Source organism: Nocardioides sp. (assembly GCF_035481145.1).
Lineage (GTDB): Bacteria > Actinomycetota > Actinomycetes > Propionibacteriales > Nocardioidaceae > Nocardioides.
This window is the reverse complement of sequence record NZ_DATIHB010000084.1, coordinates 12,979-31,777: the sequence shown is the minus strand read 5'-3', so window position 1 is coordinate 31,777 and position 18,799 is coordinate 12,979. Positions and strand designations below refer to the sequence as shown.

At 69.2% G+C, this 18,799-nt stretch carries 19 protein-coding genes; 9 read left to right on the top strand and 10 right to left on the bottom strand.

The window, feature by feature from the left end; genetic code table 11:
• Together VLF38_RS07410 and VLF38_RS07405 are read left to right on the top strand one after the other, a co-directional pair.
• A partial coding sequence (locus VLF38_RS07410) for an APC family permease (RefSeq protein WP_325270637.1) occupies positions 1 to 802 on the top strand: 802 nt, incomplete at its 5' end.
• 41 nt (positions 803 to 843) lie between these two features.
• The gene (locus tag VLF38_RS07405) at positions 844 to 1,803 is read left to right on the top strand and encodes a nitrilase-related carbon-nitrogen hydrolase (protein WP_325270636.1); all 960 of its coding nucleotides are present in this window, start codon (positions 844 to 846) and stop codon (positions 1,801 to 1,803) included.
• 268 nt (positions 1,804 to 2,071) lie between these two features.
• Here VLF38_RS07405 and VLF38_RS07400 read toward each other — a convergent pair whose 3' ends face one another.
• Both VLF38_RS07400 and VLF38_RS07395 read right to left on the bottom strand, forming a co-directional pair.
• Complete coding sequence (locus tag VLF38_RS07400) at positions 2,072 to 3,145, bottom strand: agmatine deiminase family protein (RefSeq protein ID WP_325270635.1); 1,074 nt, start codon at positions 3,143 to 3,145, stop codon at positions 2,072 to 2,074.
• 93 nt (positions 3,146 to 3,238) lie between these two features.
• Positions 3,239 to 3,784: a TetR/AcrR family transcriptional regulator gene (locus VLF38_RS07395; RefSeq protein ID WP_325270634.1), complete on the bottom strand. Its 546-nt coding sequence runs from the start codon at positions 3,782 to 3,784 to the stop codon at positions 3,239 to 3,241.
• Positions 3,785 to 3,925: 141 nt separating this feature from the next.
• Here VLF38_RS07395 and VLF38_RS07390 point away from each other — a divergent pair, with 141 nt between their 5' ends.
• On the top strand, positions 3,926 to 5,320 hold the full coding sequence (locus VLF38_RS07390) for an APC family permease (protein WP_325270633.1): 1,395 nt from the start codon (positions 3,926 to 3,928) through the stop codon (positions 5,318 to 5,320).
• A gap of 352 nt (positions 5,321 to 5,672) precedes the next feature.
• Here the strand turns inward: VLF38_RS07390 and VLF38_RS07385 are convergent, their stop codons facing one another.
• The 8 genes from VLF38_RS07385 to rpmH all read right to left on the bottom strand — a co-directional run bounded on the left by VLF38_RS07385 (position 5,673) and on the right by rpmH (position 11,648).
• Positions 5,673 to 6,764 (bottom strand): ParB/RepB/Spo0J family partition protein, encoded by a 1,092-nt coding sequence (locus VLF38_RS07385; RefSeq protein WP_325270632.1) that lies wholly within the window; start codon positions 6,762 to 6,764, stop codon positions 5,673 to 5,675.
• Positions 6,761 to 7,732, bottom strand: a complete 972-nt coding sequence (locus tag VLF38_RS07380; protein ID WP_325270631.1) for a ParA family protein — start codon at positions 7,730 to 7,732, stop codon at positions 6,761 to 6,763. The genes VLF38_RS07385 and VLF38_RS07380 overlap by 4 nt, the downstream gene beginning before the upstream one ends.
• A 915-nt stretch (positions 7,733 to 8,647) precedes the next feature.
• Positions 8,648 to 9,397: a 16S rRNA (guanine(527)-N(7))-methyltransferase RsmG gene (gene rsmG / locus VLF38_RS07375; RefSeq protein WP_325270630.1), complete on the bottom strand. Its 750-nt coding sequence runs from the start codon at positions 9,395 to 9,397 to the stop codon at positions 8,648 to 8,650.
• A 14-nt stretch (positions 9,398 to 9,411) separates the two neighbouring features.
• Positions 9,412 to 9,909 (bottom strand): protein jag, encoded by a 498-nt coding sequence (locus VLF38_RS07370; protein ID WP_325270638.1) that lies wholly within the window; start codon positions 9,907 to 9,909, stop codon positions 9,412 to 9,414.
• A gap of 20 nt (positions 9,910 to 9,929) precedes the next feature.
• The gene (yidC, locus tag VLF38_RS07365) at positions 9,930 to 10,859 is read right to left on the bottom strand and encodes a membrane protein insertase YidC (RefSeq protein WP_414689373.1); all 930 of its coding nucleotides are present in this window, start codon (positions 10,857 to 10,859) and stop codon (positions 9,930 to 9,932) included.
• 33 nt (positions 10,860 to 10,892) lie between these two features.
• Complete coding sequence (gene yidD / locus VLF38_RS07360) at positions 10,893 to 11,141, bottom strand: membrane protein insertion efficiency factor YidD (protein ID WP_325270628.1); 249 nt, start codon at positions 11,139 to 11,141, stop codon at positions 10,893 to 10,895.
• A complete protein-coding gene (gene rnpA / locus VLF38_RS07355; protein ID WP_325270627.1) occupies positions 11,138 to 11,476 on the bottom strand; it encodes a ribonuclease P protein component in 339 nt (112 codons plus the stop codon). Before rnpA ends, yidD begins: the two co-directional genes overlap by 4 nt.
• A gap of 34 nt (positions 11,477 to 11,510) precedes the next feature.
• A complete protein-coding gene (gene rpmH, locus VLF38_RS07350) occupies positions 11,511 to 11,648 on the bottom strand; it encodes a 50S ribosomal protein L34 (protein ID WP_107701122.1) in 138 nt (45 codons plus the stop codon).
• A gap of 508 nt (positions 11,649 to 12,156) precedes the next feature.
• Between rpmH and dnaA the strand changes: the two genes are divergently transcribed.
• From dnaA to VLF38_RS07320, 6 genes are all read left to right on the top strand, one after another.
• Positions 12,157 to 13,620 (top strand): chromosomal replication initiator protein DnaA, encoded by a 1,464-nt coding sequence (dnaA, locus tag VLF38_RS07345; protein WP_414689372.1) that lies wholly within the window; start codon positions 12,157 to 12,159, stop codon positions 13,618 to 13,620.
• Positions 13,621 to 14,075: 455 nt separating this feature from the next.
• Positions 14,076 to 15,206 (top strand): DNA polymerase III subunit beta, encoded by a 1,131-nt coding sequence (gene dnaN / locus VLF38_RS07340; RefSeq protein ID WP_325270625.1) that lies wholly within the window; start codon positions 14,076 to 14,078, stop codon positions 15,204 to 15,206.
• 79 nt (positions 15,207 to 15,285) lie between these two features.
• Complete coding sequence (gene gnd, locus VLF38_RS07335) at positions 15,286 to 16,263, top strand: phosphogluconate dehydrogenase (NAD(+)-dependent, decarboxylating) (RefSeq protein WP_325270624.1); 978 nt, start codon at positions 15,286 to 15,288, stop codon at positions 16,261 to 16,263.
• On the top strand, positions 16,264 to 17,433 hold the full coding sequence (gene recF, locus VLF38_RS07330) for a DNA replication/repair protein RecF (protein ID WP_325270623.1): 1,170 nt from the start codon (positions 16,264 to 16,266) through the stop codon (positions 17,431 to 17,433).
• The gene (locus VLF38_RS07325) at positions 17,423 to 18,022 is read left to right on the top strand and encodes a DUF721 domain-containing protein (RefSeq protein WP_325270622.1); all 600 of its coding nucleotides are present in this window, start codon (positions 17,423 to 17,425) and stop codon (positions 18,020 to 18,022) included. Before recF ends, VLF38_RS07325 begins: the two co-directional genes overlap by 11 nt.
• 124 nt (positions 18,023 to 18,146) lie before the next feature.
• Positions 18,147 to 18,701 carry a dihydrofolate reductase family protein gene (locus VLF38_RS07320; protein ID WP_325270621.1) on the top strand — a complete coding sequence of 185 codons (555 nt, stop codon included), beginning with the start codon at positions 18,147 to 18,149 and terminating at the stop codon, positions 18,699 to 18,701.
• Positions 18,702 to 18,799: the final 98 nt, after the last annotated feature.

Below are 18,799 nucleotides of genomic sequence, written 5' to 3'. Positions count from 1 at the left end.
CCTCGGAGATGAGGACCTGTCCACGCTGCTGGCCGGTGCGGCGATCCTGTGTCTGTCGTTCCTGGGCTTCGACGCGATCTCGACGCTGTCGGAGGAGACCCGCGACGCACAGCGGACGCTCCCCCGGGCGATCCTGCTGGTGACGCTCACCGGCGGTGTGCTCTTCGTGGGCCTCGCCCTGGTCAGCCACCTGGTCTTCCCCGACTACACCGCGTTCAGCAGTGTCGACGCCGCCGCCACCGACGTCATGGAACGGGCCGGCGGAGCCTTCCTCGTCTCGTTCTTCACCGCGGCCTCGGTGGCCGGCGCCTTCGCCTCCGCCATGGCCTCGCAGGCCAGCGTCGCGCGGATCCTCTTCGCGATGGGCCGCGACGGCGTCCTGCCGCGCTCGGTCTTCGGCCGCCTCAGCCCCCGCTTCAACACGCCCGTGCCCGCGGTGCTCATCGTCGGCGCGCTCTCGCTCTCCGCGCTCGTCGTCAGCCTCGAGCTCGCCGCCGCGATGATCAGCTTCGGTGCGCTCGTCGCCTTCTCGATGGTCAACCTCGCGGTGATCAAGCACTACCTGATCGACCGCCGCCAGCGCAGCGCCACCGACCTGCTGCGCCACGGCCTCGTGCCCGCCATCGGCTTCGGCGTCACCGCCTGGCTGTGGACCAGCCTCACGTCGCTGACCTTCACCGTCGGCCTCAGCTGGCTCGGCGTCGGCTTCGTCTACCTGCTGGTCCTCACCCGCGGCTTCACCCGCAAGCCCCCGTCGATGGACGCGGTCACCGAGGCCGAGCCGTCGACCGTCCCCGCCTGATCCTCATCCCCTTCCTCGCACGACAACCTGGAGTAGATCCCGTGATCATCAAGACCGCCCTGACACCGCCCGTCTCCCTGGCAGCGACCGCGCCCGACACCGCGACGCCGCTCCGTGTCGCCCTCGTGCAGCACGCCTGGCAGGAGGACGCCGACGCGCTGAAGCGCTCCCTCGACGAGGCGATCGGCGAGGCTGCCCGGCTCGGCGCGCGCGTCGTCTTCCTCCCCGAGCTCACGCTGTCGCGCTACCCGGCGTTCGAGCGTGGCACCGGCGTGCCCGGCGACTCGGCCGAGGAGCTGCTCACCGGCCCGACGTTCACCTTCGCCGCCGAGGCCGCGAAGCGCCACGGGGTCGCGGTGCACGCCTCCCTCTATGAGTACGCCCCCGCCGAAGACGGCCTCGGCTACAACACCGCGATCCTGATCTCCCCCGAGGGCGAGCTCGTCGGCAAGACTCACAAGCTGCACATCCCGGTGACCGCCGGCTACTACGAGGACACCTACTTCCGCGGTGGTCCGGCCGAGGAGCCCTACCCGGTCCACCGGCCAGCCTGCCTAGACGAGGTCGGGCTCGGCCTTCCGACCTGCTGGGACGAGTGGTTCCCGGAGGTTGCGCGCGCCTACTCCCTCGCCGGCGCGGAGATCCTCGTCTACCCGACCGCGATCGGCTCCGAGCCCGACCACCCCGACTTCGACACCCAGCCGCTCTGGCAGCAGGTCATCGTCGGCAACGGCATCGCGAACGGCACCTTCATGGTCGTCCCCAACCGCACCGGCGACGAGGGCGCGATCCAGTTCTACGGCTCGTCGTTCATCAGCGACCCGTACGGCCGGATCCTCGTCCAGGCGCCGCGCGACGAGGAGGCCGTTCTCGTGGCTGACCTCGCGCTCGGACAGCGCGGCGACTGGCTGACCCTCTTCCCGTTCCTGCGCACGCGCCGCCCCGACACCTACTCCTCGCTGACCGCGCCCGTGGTCGGCGCGGAGGCCACGGTCGGCTGACCCTCGACTGACGCAGCAGACGCACGCGAACGGCGGTCCGGTTCTCCGGGCCGCCGTTCGGCATGCTGGCACTGGCGCCCTCGCACGACGTACAGCAACGCCCTGCCCGGCGACCAGCCAGCGCGCACAGCACCCCGGGACCGCCCGTCCTGTACGCCGTCCGGGGGCGGCCGGCACCCGACAAGCACGCCCCTCCTCCGGTACGACGAAAGGCCGGGCCACCTCGAAGGAGGTGGCCCGGCCTTCTGCTGCCCGGCGGGTCTGCCGGTCAGAGCGCCGGCTGCTGCTGCGTGATGCAGTGGATGCCGCCACCACGCGCGAAGATCGGCCGCGCGTCGACCGGGACGATCCGGCGGCCCGGGTATGCATCGGCGAGGACGGCGAGCGCCTCCTCATCGACGGGGTCGCCGAACGAGCAGGCGATGACCGCCCCGTTGCAGACGAAGTGGTTGACGTAGCTGTAGTCGACCCAGCCCTCCTCGTCCTGCAGGACCGCGGGCGCGGGGAGCCGGACGACGCGCAACGGCTTGCCGTCGGCGTCCTGCTCCGCCTCGAGGAGCTCGATCAGCTCGCGCGAGATCTCGTGGTCGGGGTGCGCGGGGTCCCGCTGGTCGTGGACCAGGACCACGCCACGATCGGCGAACGTCGCCACGATGTCGACGTGACCGCGGGTGCCGAAGCGCTCGCTGTCACGGGTGAGGCCGCACGGCAGCCAGATCACCTTGCGGGCGCCCACGGTGCGGGCGAGCTCGGCCTCCACTTCGTCCTTCGTCCAGTCGGGGTTGCGGCCGGGGTCGAGCTGCACCGTCTCCGTGACCAGGAACGTGCCCGCACCGTCGGTGTGGATGCCGCCGCCCTCGTTGACCAGCGACGAGTCGATGCGCTCGGCACCGCTCACCTCGGTCGCGACCAGGCTGGCCACGGCGTCGTACTCCCAGGTGGCCCAGTCCTGCTGGCCCCAGCCGTTGAAGACCCAGTTGACAGCACCGAGCCTGCGCCCGCCGCCGCCCGTGCCGCCCTCGGTGCCGACCACGAACGTCGGTCCGATGTCGCGATACCAGGCATCGTCGAGGGGCTGCTCGTGAACGGTGACGCGCGGGTCCAAGAAGCGGGCCGCCTGCTCTCGCTCGGACGCCGGGACCAGCATGTGCACCGGCTCGAACTCCACGATCGCGTTGGCGACCGCGGCCCAGGTCGAGCGTGCCTCGTCGGCCTCCTCCACCGTGTCGCCCAGCGTGTAGGACCCGGAGGGCCAGGCCATCCATGCCGCAGCGTGGGGGGCGGTCTCGGCCGGCATCTGCCAGCGTGCGGACTGGCCCACCTTTGAACGTGATTCAAACATGGTTCAAAAGTAGGCCAGGTCACAGGGCTCCGCAAGATCACCCGGCGAGAATTTCTCGGGTGCGCTCACGTCTCCCGGACCCCGTCGCAGGCGTCAGGCAGGCGCTCCGGCGTACAGCTCGGCCGGGAGCAGAGCGCGAGCGTGCGCGAGTGCCGCCTCGACGCTGAGCTCCTCCTCACCGAGGGCGATCGCGATCGCGAGCCCGTCGAGCAGGGCGCAGATCCGTCGCGACAGCGAGGCCGCATCCGCCGCGCCAGCATCGGTGAGCAGGCGGGTGAGCTCGTCGCGCCAGACCTCGTCGAGCTCCTCGTAGGGACGGCGGAGCTCCTCGGCTCGCAGCACGCGCGGCCAGACCTCGATCCAGACCAGCCACCGGGGATCACCGACTCCGTTCGGCAGGAACTGCCGGCAGAAGAGGTCGAACCTCGCGGCGAACGGCGCCTCCTCGGCGCGGGACGCCTCCCACTTCGCCCACAGCTGCGCCTCGCTCCAGCGCAGGACGTCGAGGAGCAGACCGTCCTTGCTGCCGAAGTAGTACAGGAGGTGTCCGGCACTCGTGTCCACGCGGCGGCCGAGCTCCGCGAGCGTGAGGTCCGCGAGACCTCGTTCGATCAGGAGCTCCCACGCGATCTCGAGCACGCGCTCGCGGGGACGATCGAGCCGACGGTGGCGGCGAGGAGATTTTTCTTCGGGCACCCCTTGACCCTAGTAGGTGGCGCAGTTCATAGTCAGGGCATCAGAGTTTGTATGTTGTTCAAATCACAGTCTTCCGAGGTGCACATGTCCACGCTGTCCGGTCCCACCGACATCCCTGACGTGGCGGGGTCCGACGACCATGCCACCGGCCCCGGCCTGAAGCCGGTCCTGACGCTCACGGCGGCGATCCTGCTGACGCTCTCGTGCGTCACGCCGGCCTCGAGCCTCTTCATCATCGTGCCGGAGCTGCTCGCCTCCCAGGGGTCGGGAGTCGTGCTCACCCTCCTGGTGGGCCTCTTCATCTCGGTCGCCGTCGGCATCTGCTACTCGGAGCTCGGCACCCGTACGCCGAGCAGCGGCGGCGAGTACGCCATGGTCACCCACACGCTCGGCAAGCCCGCCGGCTGGCTCACGTTCGCACTCACCTCAGCCACGCTGATCGTCATCCCGCCCGTCATCGCCCTCGGCACGGCTGACTACTTGGCTCCGATCATCGGCCTTGACCGCGCGCTGACTGGCGCGGTCGTGATGCTGCTCGCCACCGCGACGGGCCTGCTCGACATCAAGGCCAACGCCTACGTCACGGGCGCCTTCCTGCTCGTCGAGACGATCGCGGCCGCTGCTGTCGCCTGGCTCGGGTTCGCCAACGCAGAGCGTGGTATCTCGACCCTCTGGGACGCGCAGGTCAGCGACGGCACCAGCCTCACGCCGTTCGCCGCGGGCATCCTGCTCTCGGGTCTCGGCATCGCAATCTTCACCTGCTCCGGCTTCACCACCGCCACCTATCTCGCGGAGGAGATGGTCGAGCCCCGCCGCAACGTGAAGTGGGCCGTCCTCGGTTCGCTCGGTCTGGGTGCCCTCATCATCATAGTCCCCACGGTCGCGACCGTCCTCGGCGTCGGATCGCTGCACGACCTGGCAACCGGCACCTTCCCGGAGTACGTCACCGCCTGGGCCGGTCCTCGCACCTCCGCCGCCATCAGCGTCGGCATCGCGGTCGCCATCCTCAACGCGGTCATCGTCATGGTGATCCAGAACTCCCGCGTCGTCTACGCCACCGCTCGCGACAAGGCCTGGCCCGAGCCGGTCAACAAGGCGCTCTCCACCCTGCACCCGCGGTTCGGCTCCCCCGTCATCGCCACGCTGCTCGTGGGTGTGCCCGGCGCGCTGATGGCCTGGCTCATGGACATCGAGGCGCTCCTCGGCATCACCTCGGTGATCCTGGCGTCCGTCTACATGGTCGTCGCCGTCGCCGCCCTCTTCGTACGCCGCACGCCCCACGCCGGATGGAAGATGCCGCTCTGGCCCGTTGCCCCGATACTTGTGATCGTCGGCGTCGGCTACGCCCTTCGCGAGTCCGCCATGGTCGACGTCGTCTCTGTCGGCTTCCTCCTCGCACTCGCCCTCGCCTATTACGTGGTCTACCTTCGCCCGCGCGCTGCTACCCACTTCCTCGTGGACGCGCGCGACGACAGCTGATCTGCCTCGACGCCAAGGGCGGGATGGAGCCGAAAGGTTCCCTCCCGCCCTTCGTCATGTCGACGCCTGGCCTGGCGGTCGCCCGCAACTCCGTCATGACTCTTCCCGGCGTACGACGAAGCGCTCCGTCCCGATGTTTCACGGGAAACGGAGCGCCTGTCTGTTTATCGACATATTCATTTATCGTCTTGCCGACTCCCGGCACGCGCCGTGATCCCTGGCTGGGGACCAGACCGGAAGCGGGCACCGCTCGGGCACGCTCGGGCACCGGGGCGATCCGCAGGCCATCGAAGCGACCCCAAGCCGCTCGTCGTTGAACGCGGGCGGCGAGCCAGCTGCCCGCTGGCTTCGATCAGATCACCCGGTCGTGCCGATTGCGCGGGTCCATGATCTCGGTGATCCGCCGCAGGTCCTCGAGCGTCGCGAACTCCACCGTGATCCGCCCCTTGGCCTTGCCGAGCTCGACCTTGACGCGCGTCTCGAGACGATCGCTGAGCCGGTCGGAGATCTCGCTCAGGCCGGGAGCATGCGGCTTTGCCCGCTGCGTCCGCTGCGGGCGGGCACCGTGGTCCCCCACAGCGACGATCTCCTCCAGGGCGCGCACGCTGATGCCCTCGGCCACCACGCGCTGCGCCAGCCGGTCCTGGACCTCGGGGTCCTCGACCGCCAGCAACGAGCGGGCGTGGCCTGCGGAGAGCACACCTGCGGCGACCCGTCGCTGGACAGCCGGCGAGAGCTTGAGCAGGCGCAGCGTGTTGCTGATCTGCGGGCGCGACCGGCCGATGCGGCCGGCGAGCTCATCGTGGGTGCAGCCGAAGTCATCGAGCAGCTGGCGGTAGGCCGCTGCCTCCTCGAGCGGGTTGAGCTGCGATCGGTGGAGGTTCTCCAGGAGGGCGTCCCGGAGCATGTCGTCGTCCTCGGTCTGCCGGACGATCGCGGGGATCGCGTCGAGACCAGCCTCCTGCGACGCGCGCCAGCGACGCTCACCCATGATCAGCTCATAGGCGTCCTCGCCGGTCTTGCGGACGACGATCGGCTGGAGGAGGCCGATTTCGCGGATCGAGTGGACCAGCTCAGCCAGCGCCTCCTCCTCGAAGACCTGCCGCGGCTGCCACTGGTTCGGCACGATCTGCTTGATCGGCAGTTCGGCGAAGTAGGCCCCCGTGGGGATCGCTCCCCCAGCAACCGCCGGGGCCGTCGGCGCCTCCGCAGAGGCCGTCACGTTGCCCTGGGCGCTCTCCTCCGAGCGGACGGAGCCCTGCGTCGCGGCAGACTCAGCCGGCAGCGGGGCACCGGAGAGGAGGCCGGGCCCGGTGCCGTTCGGCGTGCCAGTCGGCGCTGCCGTGGTCAGCGCAGACGCCCCGGCCACGGCGTCGTCCGCAGGAGCTGTCGGGATCAGGGCACCCAGGCCGCGGCCCAGGCCTCGTCGCTGCTGCTGGCTCATCGCTGCGCTCCCTTCTTCGCCATCTCACGGGCGGCTTCGAGGTAGGAAAGGGCACCCGGCGAGCCCGGGTCATACGTCATGACGGTCTGGCTGTACGACGGTGCCTCCGACACGCGCACCGATCGGGGGATGTACGTCTTCAGCACCGTGTCGCCGAAGTGCTCACGCACCTCCTCCGCGACGTTGGACGCCAGCCGGGTGCGTGCGTCGTACATCGTCAGGAGGATCGTCGACACCTCGAGCCGCTGGTTCAGGTGCTTCTTGACCATCTCGACTGTCTCGAGCAGCATGCCGAGCCCCTCCAGCGCGTAGTACTCCGCCTGGATCGGGATGACCATCTCCTCGCCCGCGACCAGCGCGTTGAGGGTGAGCAGCCCCAGTGAGGGCGGGCAGTCGACCAGCACGTAGTCGAAGCGCTCGTCACCAGCCTCCTCGGCAGTGCCGACCCACTCGTGCGCCATGATCGCCTTCTGCAGGCGGCTCTCGCGCGCGACGATCGAGACGAGCTCGATCTCCGCGCCTGCAAGGTCGATGGTCGCCGGAACGACCCAGAGGCCGCCCTGGTCGGGGCACGGCTGCATCACATCCGCGAGCTTGTCCTCGTTGACGAGGAGGTCGTACGTCGACGGCACACCCCGTCGGTGCTCGATGTTCAGTGCGGTCGAGGCGTTGCCCTGCGGGTCCAGGTCGATCACGAGGACGCGCTGGCCGAGCTGGGCCAGAGCCGCAGCGAGGTTGACCGTCGACGTGGTCTTGCCGACGCCGCCCTTCTGGTTCGCCACCACCATCACGCGAGTGCGCTGTGGTCGGGCCATCGCCGGCCGCTCCATCGCGCCCTGCCGCGCGAGCACGATGTGCTCCGCCGCTCGCGCCAACGGCGTCGTCTCTTCGGCGAACGTCGGCCCGGCATCAGCCAGGTCTGCGGCGGTCCGAACGACGAATCCCTGGCCCGTTTCACGTGAAACCACGAGGTCCTCTTCCTGTGGATGAATTGCCCCAACCTGTGGATAGCCACGCTCAGCAAGGTCCGATCATCGGTGGAAAACCCGCGGGGACCACGCCGACGCCCGCTCCGACGCGAAGGGATGTCCTGCGTCGCGCACCTTCCGAAAAGGTCGGGCGCGAGAGGCCAAAACTACCGGCACCTGCTCGCCCGCGGCCACCTGCCCTCCACATGTCGCCCGACCAGCGAGACCGGCAAGGATCACACTCGGTGCTGAGCCTGATCGCCGCACACAGGCACGACGTCGACCACTCGGGGCCTCTGGGAAGTCACGGGTGCAGCGGATCCCTGGCACTCGTGGGTGCGGCGGGCGTGGCCTGCATGGGCGGCTTGCATGGCGGCCTGCGTGGGCGGCCTGCGTGGGCGGATCACGTGGGCGAGAGCCGGCTGGTGCTCGGCCTACGTGGGGCGGCCTGGGTGGTCGGCCCGTCTGGGCGCCGTGAGCGGAGGACGGCTCGGGCCATCCATGACCGGGATCCGCGGCCCGCTACGGCGGCGACGGAGACGCGCCCGACGCGCCGCGCACCTCCGTCCCTGGCGTCGGTCGGAGCGCACCGGCAGCGGCATGACTTCGACAGCGCAGTCACCAACTCGGTGGCAGCCCGGGAAAGGTGGCCATCGGTCAGGCACGACCACGGAATGCGTTTCACGTGAAACCTCTACCCGCCGTGCAGCCACGCACCCGGCCCACGAGCACGCACCGACCATCACCTCGTGGTGGCGAGTCGCACTGCACGCCGAAGTAGTTCTGCACGCGCCGTGCCCTGGGCCGGTAGAGACCGGGTCCCACCCGGCCGAAGCAACGCGCCGCTCCGTTGACTGCAGCGAACGCAAACGCCCCCGTATCCGATCCGGACACGGGGGCGTTTCACGTGAAACGTCAGCGCCGACGTTGCTTCCGCTGCGCCGCACCGTTCGCCTTCCGTGGACCGGAGGCAGACTCGACGCGCAGACCCACCTTCGCACGCGCCGGATCGGCCCACACAACCCGGACCGCGAGCGTCGGGTCGGGGATGACGCCTTCGCCCACAGGCAGGATCGTCGGCTCGGCACAGCCGTACGCCCGAAGCACCGACCGCGCCTCCACGATCTCCTCGGCGATCGCGCTTCCCTTGAGCGCCACCAGCGCCCCCGACGGTGCCACCAGCGGCATGGACCAGGTGAGCAGTCGCTCAAGAGGCGCGACGGCACGTGACGTCACGACGTCGAACGTCTTCTTCCCGTGCAGGACGTCAGCCTTGCCCCGGACCACATCGACGTTCGGCAGCTCGAGAGCATCGACCACCTCCTGCAGATAGGTCGTACGCCGCAACAGCGGTTCGACCAGGGTCAGGTGGAGATCCGGACGAGCGATGGCCAGGACGAGTCCCGGGAGCCCCGCCCCACTTCCGATGTCCGCCACCGTGCTGCCCTCGGGAAGCAGGTCACCCAGAGCACCGCAGTTGAGCAGATGGCGGTCCCACAGCCGCGGAACCTCCCGCGGACCGATGAGGCCCCTCAGCACGCCATCGGTGGCGAGCGACTCGGCGTACCGCGTGATCAGCGGAAGGCGGTCAGATGAAAAGACCCCCCGCGCCGAGGCCGGAACCTCGGGAAGCGCGGGGGGTGTTTCACGTGAAACGTCGTTCACGGAATCTGTGCCTCTCAGGCGGGCAGGACGACGACGTAGCGACGCGGCTCGACGCCTTCGGACTCAGAGTTGAGCCCGGCAGCTGCGACTGCGTCGTGCACGACCTTGCGCTCGAAGGGGGACATCGCCTTCAGCGAGACCGGAGCGCCGGACTCCTTCGCCTCGGCGACCGCCTTCGCCGCCACCTTGATGAGCTCCTCGCGCTGCTGTGCGCGGTAGCCGCTGATGTCGAGCATCAGGCGCGACCGCTCACCGGTCTCCCGGTAGACGGCAAGGCGAGTCAGCTCCTGCAGCGCCTCCAGAACCTCGCCCTTCGAGCCGACGAGCTGGCTCAGGTCAGCGCCGACGATGGAGACGGCAGCGCGGTCACCCTCGACGTCCATGTCCAGGTCGCCGTCGAGGTCGGCGATGTCCAGCAGTTCCTCGAGGTAGTCGGCAGCGATGTCGCCCTCGTTCTCGAGGCGCTCGACGCGGCTGGGACGGGTGGGGGCGGCGGTGTCGGTCACGGTGATCTCCGGCGTGGTCTCGTCGCTCACTTCTGCTCTCCCTGCGGGCGGTTCTTCTTGCGCTGCTCGCGCGTCTGCTTCTTCGGCTGTTGACGGGTCGGGGCAGGGGCCTGGGGCGCCTGCTCCTCGACCACGGTCGTGGTGGGCGCGGAACCGCCGTGGCGCGCGGCCTTGAGTGCATCGCGCTTCGCCTTCGCCTCCGCCGCGGGCGTACCCGGGACGGGGTTGTTGCGGATGACGTAGAACTGCTGACCCATGGTCCACAGGTTCGAGACGGTCCAGTAGATGAGGACACCGATCGGGAACGCAACGCCACCGACGGCGAAGACCACGGGGAGGACATACAGCAGGATCTTCTGCTGCTGCGCGTAGGGGCCCTCGAGGGCCGACTTCGGCATGTTCTGGGTCATCAGCTGGCGCTGCGTGAAGAAGGTCGTCACCAGCATCGCCAGGACCAGGACCAGCGCCATGATCTGCACGCCGAGGACGCCGTCCGCCTTCATGAACGTCGCCGAGATCGGGACGCCGAAGAGCTCGGCGTGGGCGAACTGGAGCGCCTGCTCGTGCGTCAGGACACCGCGGGTCTCCTCCTTGGCCGCGAGGTCGAGCAGGCGGAAGAGGGCCAGGAAGATCGGCATCTGGAGCAGGATGGGCAGGCACGAGGCGAACGGGTTGGTACCCGCCTCCTTGTACAGCTTCATCGTCTCCTGGGTCAGCTTCTCCCGGTCGTGGCCGTACTTCTTCTGCAGCTCCTTCACCTGGGGCTGCAGCAGCTGCATGTTGCGCGACGACTTGATCTGCTTCACGAAGAGCGGGATCAGCGCGGCACGGATGGTGATGGTCAGGCCGACGATCGAGAGCGCCCAGGCGGCGCCGCTCGCTTCGGGGAGGAACGTGCTGAAGAGCTTGTGGAAACCGGTCAGCACGACCGAGATGGCGTAGTACAGCGGCGTCATGATGAAGCTGCCGATGGCACCGAAGATGGACACTCAAGCTCCTTGAATGGGGGCGGAGGGTGCAGAACGAGTGGGGGGCACCGGGTCGTAACCGCCGGCTGCCCACGGGTGGCAGCGACCGAGACGACGCAGTGCGAGCCAGCTGCCGCGTGCGCTGCCGTGCTGTTGCACAGCCTCGAGTGCGTACGCCGAGCAGCTGGGGTGGTAGCGGCAGACCTGGCCGTAGAGCGGACTGATGACGAGCCGATAGAGCTTGAGGAACCCGATCAGGACGTACCTCATCGGCTCAGCCGCGCCAGCGCAGAGTCGAGGTCCCGGCCGAGCTCGTCATACGACGCGTCGGCTGCGACCGGAAGCGCGCGGACCACGAGCACAGCAGAGCCCGGGAGCGACGTCAGTCGTTCCCGGGCCAGGTGTCGCAGCCGGCGCTTCACGCGGTTGCGGGTGACAGCAGGGCCGACCGCCTTGCTCACCACGAATCCGACGCGAGCCGGCGACCCGCCCCCGTCAGCCACCCACAGATGGGCAACCAGGGTGCGTGTGCCGGCTCGACGGCCTTGACGCGTCGCTTGCCGGAAGTCATCACCGGAGACGAGCCGGTGCTCCCGGGGCAGCAAGACGGATCAGGACCGATGCGGACCCGTAGTGGGCTCAGACGGCGATCTGCTTGCGACCCTTGGCGCGGCGCGAGGACAGGATGGCGCGGCCGGCGCGGGTGCGCATGCGAAGACGGAAACCGTGCTTCTTGTGACGGCGACGGTTGTTCGGCTGGTAGGTGCGCTTGCTCACGACTGCTTCTCCGATGCGGGGAATTGATTCCAGGGATAGTCCACGTCCGGTGTGTCGGCAGAGGCAGCTTGAGTTCGGCTGGCACCGCCCACCCACGCGCACACCCACAGGAGCGGGTGTGTCGTGGACATGCGGCACCGGTCGACACCGGGCAGACTGAGCAACGGTACGGGAGGGCGGAACGGGGGGTCAAACCACCGAAGCCACTACCTGTGGATGAACCCTTGCTGGTGCCCACCTTTGCGGGTTACGTTCGGGACCTAGCCGGGGGGCGGACACGCGCCGTACGCCGGTCGGCGGAGTGCGTGTGACGTGGGTCATGTGGATCATGGAAACCGGCTCTGACCTGCAGAAACAGCGCCCGGGCGCGGGGTCCGGGAGGTGCATCTGACAGCTTCATCCACACCCCGTGGGCAATCCCCACAACCTGTGGATAAAGTTGTGGAACGCAGCGCGGTTCGAAGCGCCACCCAGGCGATCGGGCGCAACATGTGACGCAGACGACCGTATGGGGCGGTCGTCCTACGAGGTGAAGGGTCGACGCACAGTGGAGAACTCCCAGGCCAGTCCTGACCTGGCGGCCGTCTGGCGCAACCTCGTCAGCGATCTCCAGCCCAACCAGCGGGCGTGGCTCAGCACGAGTGAGCCGGTGACCCTGCACGAGACGACCGCGATCATCGCGGTGCCCAACGACTTCACCCGCACGCAGCTCGAGGGCCGCCTGCGGACCCGCCTGGAGGACTCCCTCTCCGAGGCCTTCGGCACCAACATCCGGATCGCCGTCACGGTCAACCCTCAGCTGGACCACGGCATCAGCGCAGACGAGGTCTCCGCGCCGGGCCGGCATGCCGCGGAGCCCGAGCCGGCACCTGTCGTACCGCAGTCGATTGATCGATATGTCGACACGTCGACTAATGAAGCGCCCAGTGCGCTGGAGACGCGCCTCAACCCGAAGTACGTCTTCGAGAGCTTCGTCATCGGCTCCTCCAACCGCTTTCCCCACGCGGCTGCCGTGGCCGTGGCCGAGGCGCCCGGCAAGGCGTACAACCCGCTGATGATCTACGGCGACTCCGGGCTGGGCAAGACGCACCTGCTCCATGCCATCGGCCACTACGTCCGCTCGCTCTACACCGGCGCGAAGGTCCGCTACGTGTCGAGCGAGGAGTTCACCAACGACTTCATCAACTCGATCCAGAACGGCAAGCAGGGCCAGTTCCAGAAGCGCTACCGCGACATCGACGTCCTGCTCATCGACGACATCCAGTTCCTCGAGGGCAAGGAGCAGACGCAGGAGGAGTTCTTCCACACCTTCAACGCGCTCCACAACGCCAACAAGCAGATCGTCCTCACCTCCGACCGTGCTCCCAAGCGCCTCGAGGCGCTCGAGGACAGGCTCCGCAGCCGGTTCGAGTGGGGCCTGATCACCGACGTCCAGGCGCCGGACCTCGAGACCCGCATCGCGATCCTCCGCAAGAAGGCCGCGATGGACCGGCTCACGGCCCCGCCGGAGGTCCTCGAGTTCATCGCCTCGAAGGTGCAGACCAACATCCGCGAGCTCGAGGGAGCGCTGATCCGCGTCACGGCGTTCGCCAACCTCAACCGCCAGGAGGTCGACATGACCCTGGCCGAGATCGTGCTCAAGGACCTGATGCCCGAGGGCGGCGAGCCCGACATCACCGCGGCGCAGATCATCGCCCAGACCGCGGCGTACTTCGGGGTGACCATCGACGAGCTCACCGGGCCGAGCCGCGGCCGGCACCTCGTGACCGGTCGCCAGATCGCGATGTACCTCTGTCGCGAGCTGACCAACATGTCGCTCCCCCAGATCGGGCGCGAGTTCGGCGGACGCGACCACACGACGGTCATGTACGCCGACCGCAAGATCAAGGACCTGCTCGCCGAGCGCCGCGCGGTCTTCAACCAGGTCTCCGAGCTGACCAACCGCATCAAGATGCAGACCCGCGCCGGTTGAGTCCCGCTCCGCGGACAGCTCGACCGAGCGAATGACACGGAGTTCCACCGCCCTCCAGGCTGTGGAACTCCTGTCGTTCAAGGTCCGAATCACAAATGAGTGATCTGTGGACAACTGTGGGAACAACGCACAGGCCCGACGCGAGACCACAGGCAACAGCCGTGTGTCCCTGCTCCACGCACAGGGCCTGTGGAGACGCGAAGAGGGCCTGACCTGCACGAACACCGGTCATCCACAGTTTCCACGGAACCTACGACAACGATGAGACCTATCAAGCACCCATCGACCGTGCAACGACATCCGGCCGGCTAGCTGGGGAGAACCTCCTCCCTCGGCGCCCTTGCGGAGTCCTCCGGCAAACCACAGGTTCTGTAGCGGCCTCCCGATCACTCGGTGCGCATGGCAGGATGCTCAGTCCAGACTTGCAATTCCCCCTGCACGGAGGCAGAAGAGACGTGAAGTTCCGCATCGAGCGCGACGCCCTCGCTGACGCTGTTGCCTGGGCCGCGCGTTCCCTGCCCGTGCGTCCGAGCGTCCCGGTCCTGGCCGGGCTGCTGATCGAGGCCGGCCAGGAGGGCCTGGTCCTCTCGACGTTCGACTACGAGACCTCGGCACGAGCCACGCTCAACGCCGAGGTCGCGGACGAGGGCACCGCGCTCGTCAGCGGTCGGCTCCTCTCCGACATCTGCCGCAACCTCCCGGCCAAGCCGGTCGACGTGATGCTCGACGGGAGCCGGGTCACGCTCACCTGCGGCTCCGCGCGCTTCTCGCTGCAGACGATGCCGGTCGACGACTACCCGAGCCTTCCCGACATGCCCGCTGCGACCGGCACGGTCTCCTCGGACGCCTTCGCCCAGGCGGTCAGCCAGGCGGTAACCGCAGCCGGCCGCGACGACATGCTGCCCGTGCTCACGGGTGTCCGCATCGAGATCGAGGGCGAGTCGGTCAACCTGCTCGCCACCGACCGCTTCCGCCTCTCCCACCGGGAGATGGTCTGGCACCCGCACACCCCCGACGAGTCCGCGGCCGCGCTGGTCCCTGCCAAGGTGCTGGCCGACACGGCCAAGTCGCTCACCGCCGGCAGCGAGATCGCGATCGCGCTCTCTGCCTCGGGCACCGGCGACGGCATCATCGGCTTCGAGGGCCAGGTCGCCGGCGGCACCCGGCGTACGACGACCCGCCTGCTCGACGGCGAGTTCCCGAAGGTCCGCAGCCTCTTCCCCAACGAGCACCTGACCGTCGCGGTCGTCGACAAGGCGCAGCTCATCGAGTCGGTCAAGCGCGTTGCCCTCGTGGCCGAGCGCAACACCGCGATCCAGATGGCGTTCGCCGACGGCGTGCTCACTCTCGAGGCCGGCTCCGGCGAGGACGCCCAGGCGAGTGAGGCACTCGCTGCGGAGATCACCGGCGACGACATCACCACCGGCTTCAACCCGACCTTCCTCCTCGACGGCCTGACCGCCATCGAGGAGCCGGTCGTCGAGCTCGCCTTCACGCAGGCGAGCAAGCCGGTGGTCATCAGCGGCAGGTCCGAGGGTGCGGCCGGGTTCCGCTACCTGCTGATGCCGCGCCGCCTCCTCTCCTGACCTGTCGCCGGCGGCGCTGACGACCTCGGTGGCTCCGGCACCCCTGCACGGCTCTACCCAGCACCCGGAGGAACCAGCCATGGACATCGGACTCATCGGCCTCGGCAAGATGGGCGGCAACATGCGCGAGCGTCTCCGCCGCGCCGGCCACACCGTCGTGGGCTACGACCGCAACCCCGACCTCGCCGATGTCGGCTCGCTCGAGGAGCTGGTCGAGGCACTGCCGACCCCCAAGGTCGTCTGGGTGATGGTGCCCGCTGGTGAGCCCACGCGGTCGACCGTCGCTGAGCTCAAGGAGCTGCTCGGCGCGGGTGACGTCATCGTCGACGGCGGCAACTCGCGCTGGACCGACGACATCGCCAACGCCGCTTCGCTTGCGGAGAAGAAGATCGGCTACGTCGACTGTGGTGTCTCCGGCGGCGTCTGGGGCCTGGAGAACGGCTACGCCCTGATGTACGGCGGAGCGCCGGAGGACATCGCGAAGGTGCAGCCGGCGTTCGACGCGCTCAAGCCCGAAGGCGAGTTCGGAGCGGTCCACGCCGGGAAGGTCGGCGCCGGCCACTTCTCCAAGATGGTCCACAACGGCATCGAGTACGCCCTCATGCAGTCGTACGCCGAGGGCTGGGAGCTGCTCGAGAAGGTCGACCTGGTCGACAACGTGACCGAGGTCTTCCGCTCGTGGCGCGAGGGCACGGTCATCCGCTCGTGGCTCCTCGACCTCCTCGTCCAGGCGCTCGACGACGAGCCTGGCCTGGAGAGCATCGCCGGCTATGCCGAGGACTCCGGCGAGGGTCGCTGGACCGTCGAGGCCGCGATCGACAACGCGGTGCCGGTCCCCGCCATCGCCGCCTCGCTCTTCGCCCGGTTCGTCTCGCGCCAGGACGACAGCCCGGCCATGAAGGCGATCGCCGCCATGCGCAACCAGTTCGGTGGCCACGCGATGAAGACCGAGGCGCCCGCCGGCGGAGACGTCGAGGGGCAGAAGGGTGGCCCCGAGGTCGCGCCTGCCGCGGCAGAGGCGGGCGCGGGGTCCGCGCATGCTCCCAGCGAGAGCTGAGTGCACGTCTCGCACCTGACGCTGCACGACTTCCGGTCGTACGCCGACCTGGACGTCGCGCTGGAGCCCGGTCCGGTGGCCTTCATCGGGCGCAACGGTCAGGGCAAGACCAATCTGGTCGAGGCGATCGACTACCTCTCACGGCTCTCGTCGCACCGGGTGGCCAGCGACGCACCGCTGGTGCGGGCCGGTGCGAGCCAGGCGATCATCCGGGCCGCGGTCGTCCGTGATGGCCGGTCGGCCACGCTGGAGATCGAGATCAACCCCGGCAAGTCCAACCGTGCTCGCATCAACCGCTCGCAGCTGCCTCGGGCCCGCGAGCTCCTCGGCCTCGTGCGCACCGTCGTCTTCGCCCCCGATGACCTCACCCTGGTCAAGGGCGACCCGTCCGACCGGCGCAAGTTCCTCGACGACCTCCTCGTGCTCCGCCACCCACGCATCGCCGGCGTCCGGTCTGACTACGACCGCGTCCTGCGCCAGCGCAACTCGCTGTTGAAGACTGCCGGCCTCGCGCGCGGCTCCTCCCGCGAAGGCGCGATCGCCACGCTCTCGGTCTGGGACGAGCACCTCGCCCGCGTCGGTGCGGAGCTGCTCGCCGCGAGGCTGCGGCTGGTGGCCGACCTCGCGCCGTACGTCGGGAAGGCGTACGCGACCGTCGCGCGAGGGGCCGGTCGTGAGGATGCCGCCATCGCCTACAAGGCGTCGCTGCCGAGCCTGGCCGAGGACGGTGCCCCCGCCGATACCGGGCTGATGGAGGTCGCCTGGCTGGAGGCGCGACTGCTCGACGAGGTCGAACGCCGGCGCAAGGACGAGCTCGACCGCGGCGTCTCACTCGTGGGCCCGCACCGCGACGAGCTCCTCCTGACCCTCGGCAACGGTGACCTGCGGCTGCCCGTCAAGGGCTATGCCAGCCACGGGGAGTCCTGGTCCTTCGCGCTCGCGCTCAAGCTCGCGTCGTACGACCTGTTGCGCGCGGAGGGCGACGACCCGATCCTGATCCTGGACGACGTCTTCGCCGAGCTCGACTCCGGACGACGTGAGCAGCTGGCGGACCTGGTGGCCGGCGCCGAGCAGGTGCTGATCACGGCAGCGGTGGCCGACGACGTCCCCGCGGCGCTGGCCGGCGCCCGGTACTCCGTCGGTGAGGGCGTGGTGACGCGTGAGTCCTGAGGACGAGTCCGCGGCCGAATCGGGCGGGCCGGGCGGGCCGGGCGAACCGGGCGGGCAGGCCGACTCGGCCGAGCACGATCCGACGGGGCTGGACCTCGCCAAGACGATCGCGCGGTCGATGGCGGGTGCCGCGAAGAACGCGCCGCGCGCCAAGCGGAAGTGGACGAGCTCGGCGGCGGAGCGGGTCCGGCGTACGGAAGGGCCACGGGTCTCCGGCGCGCACCCGGACGAGCGCGACCCGCAGCTGCTCGACACCACGCTGGGCCGACTTGTCGCCGACCACGGCTGGGCGCTCGACCTCAAGGTGCACGCGGTCTTCGCGCGGTGGCCCGAGATCGTCGGTGCGGAGGTCGCGCAGCACTGCGAGCCCACGGCGTTCGCCGACGGACGGCTGACCGTGCGCACCGGTTCGACGGCGTGGGCGACCCAGCTGAAGCTGCTCGCGCCGACCCTGGTGCGCCGGCTCAACGAGGAGATCGGCCACGGCTCGGTGACGATCATCGACATCGAAGGACCGACCGCGCCGAGCTGGAAGAAGGGCCGCCTGAGCGCCCGTGACGGACGCGGTCCGCGCGACACCTACGGCTGACCTGCGCCCACCGACTCCGCCTCCCGAAAAAAAGTCTGGAGAGAGCTGTCGGATCGCCCACTCCGTGGTCGTGGAGGGAGTGACGGCGCCGGATCGACCGGTGCCCCCACCACAGGAGCCGACCATGGGTTCGATCACGTCCAGCCTCTTCATCTCCCTCGACGGTGTCATCGAGGCGCCCGAGACCTGGCACTTCCCCTACTTCGACGATGAGATGGGTGCAGTCGTCGGCTCGCTCATGGGAGCAGCCGACGCGACGCTCCTGGGTCGACGCACGTACGACGAGTTCGCGGCGTACTGGCCGTCGGCGGATCCGGCCGACCCGGTCACCGCGATGATGAACGGCGCCCGCAAGTACGTCATCTCCGGTGAGCTCGAGGAGGCGACCTGGGAGAACTCCACCGTGGTCGGTGGTGACGCGGAGGCGATCGCGGCCGAGCTCTCCTCGCTCAAGGAGGAGATGACCCTCGGGACGACGGGAAGTGCCACCCTGGTCCAGTGGCTCCTGGAGCAGCGCCTGCTTGACGAGCTCCACCTGCTGGTCCACCCGATCGTGGTCGGCACGGGCCGGAAGCTCTTCGCCGACGGTGCCCAGGTGCCGCTCGAGCTGGTCTCGTCGGAGGCCTTCGGGAGCGGCGTCCTGCACCTGGTCTACCGGGCATCGCACCCGGTGGAATGAGGGGCGGGAGGCGGGCTGGCATGGGGCCTCGAACGAGGCAAAGCCCGTAGGGGGAGTAAGACGACCCCCTGTTCGGGGCTCCATGACACCGTGGAAGG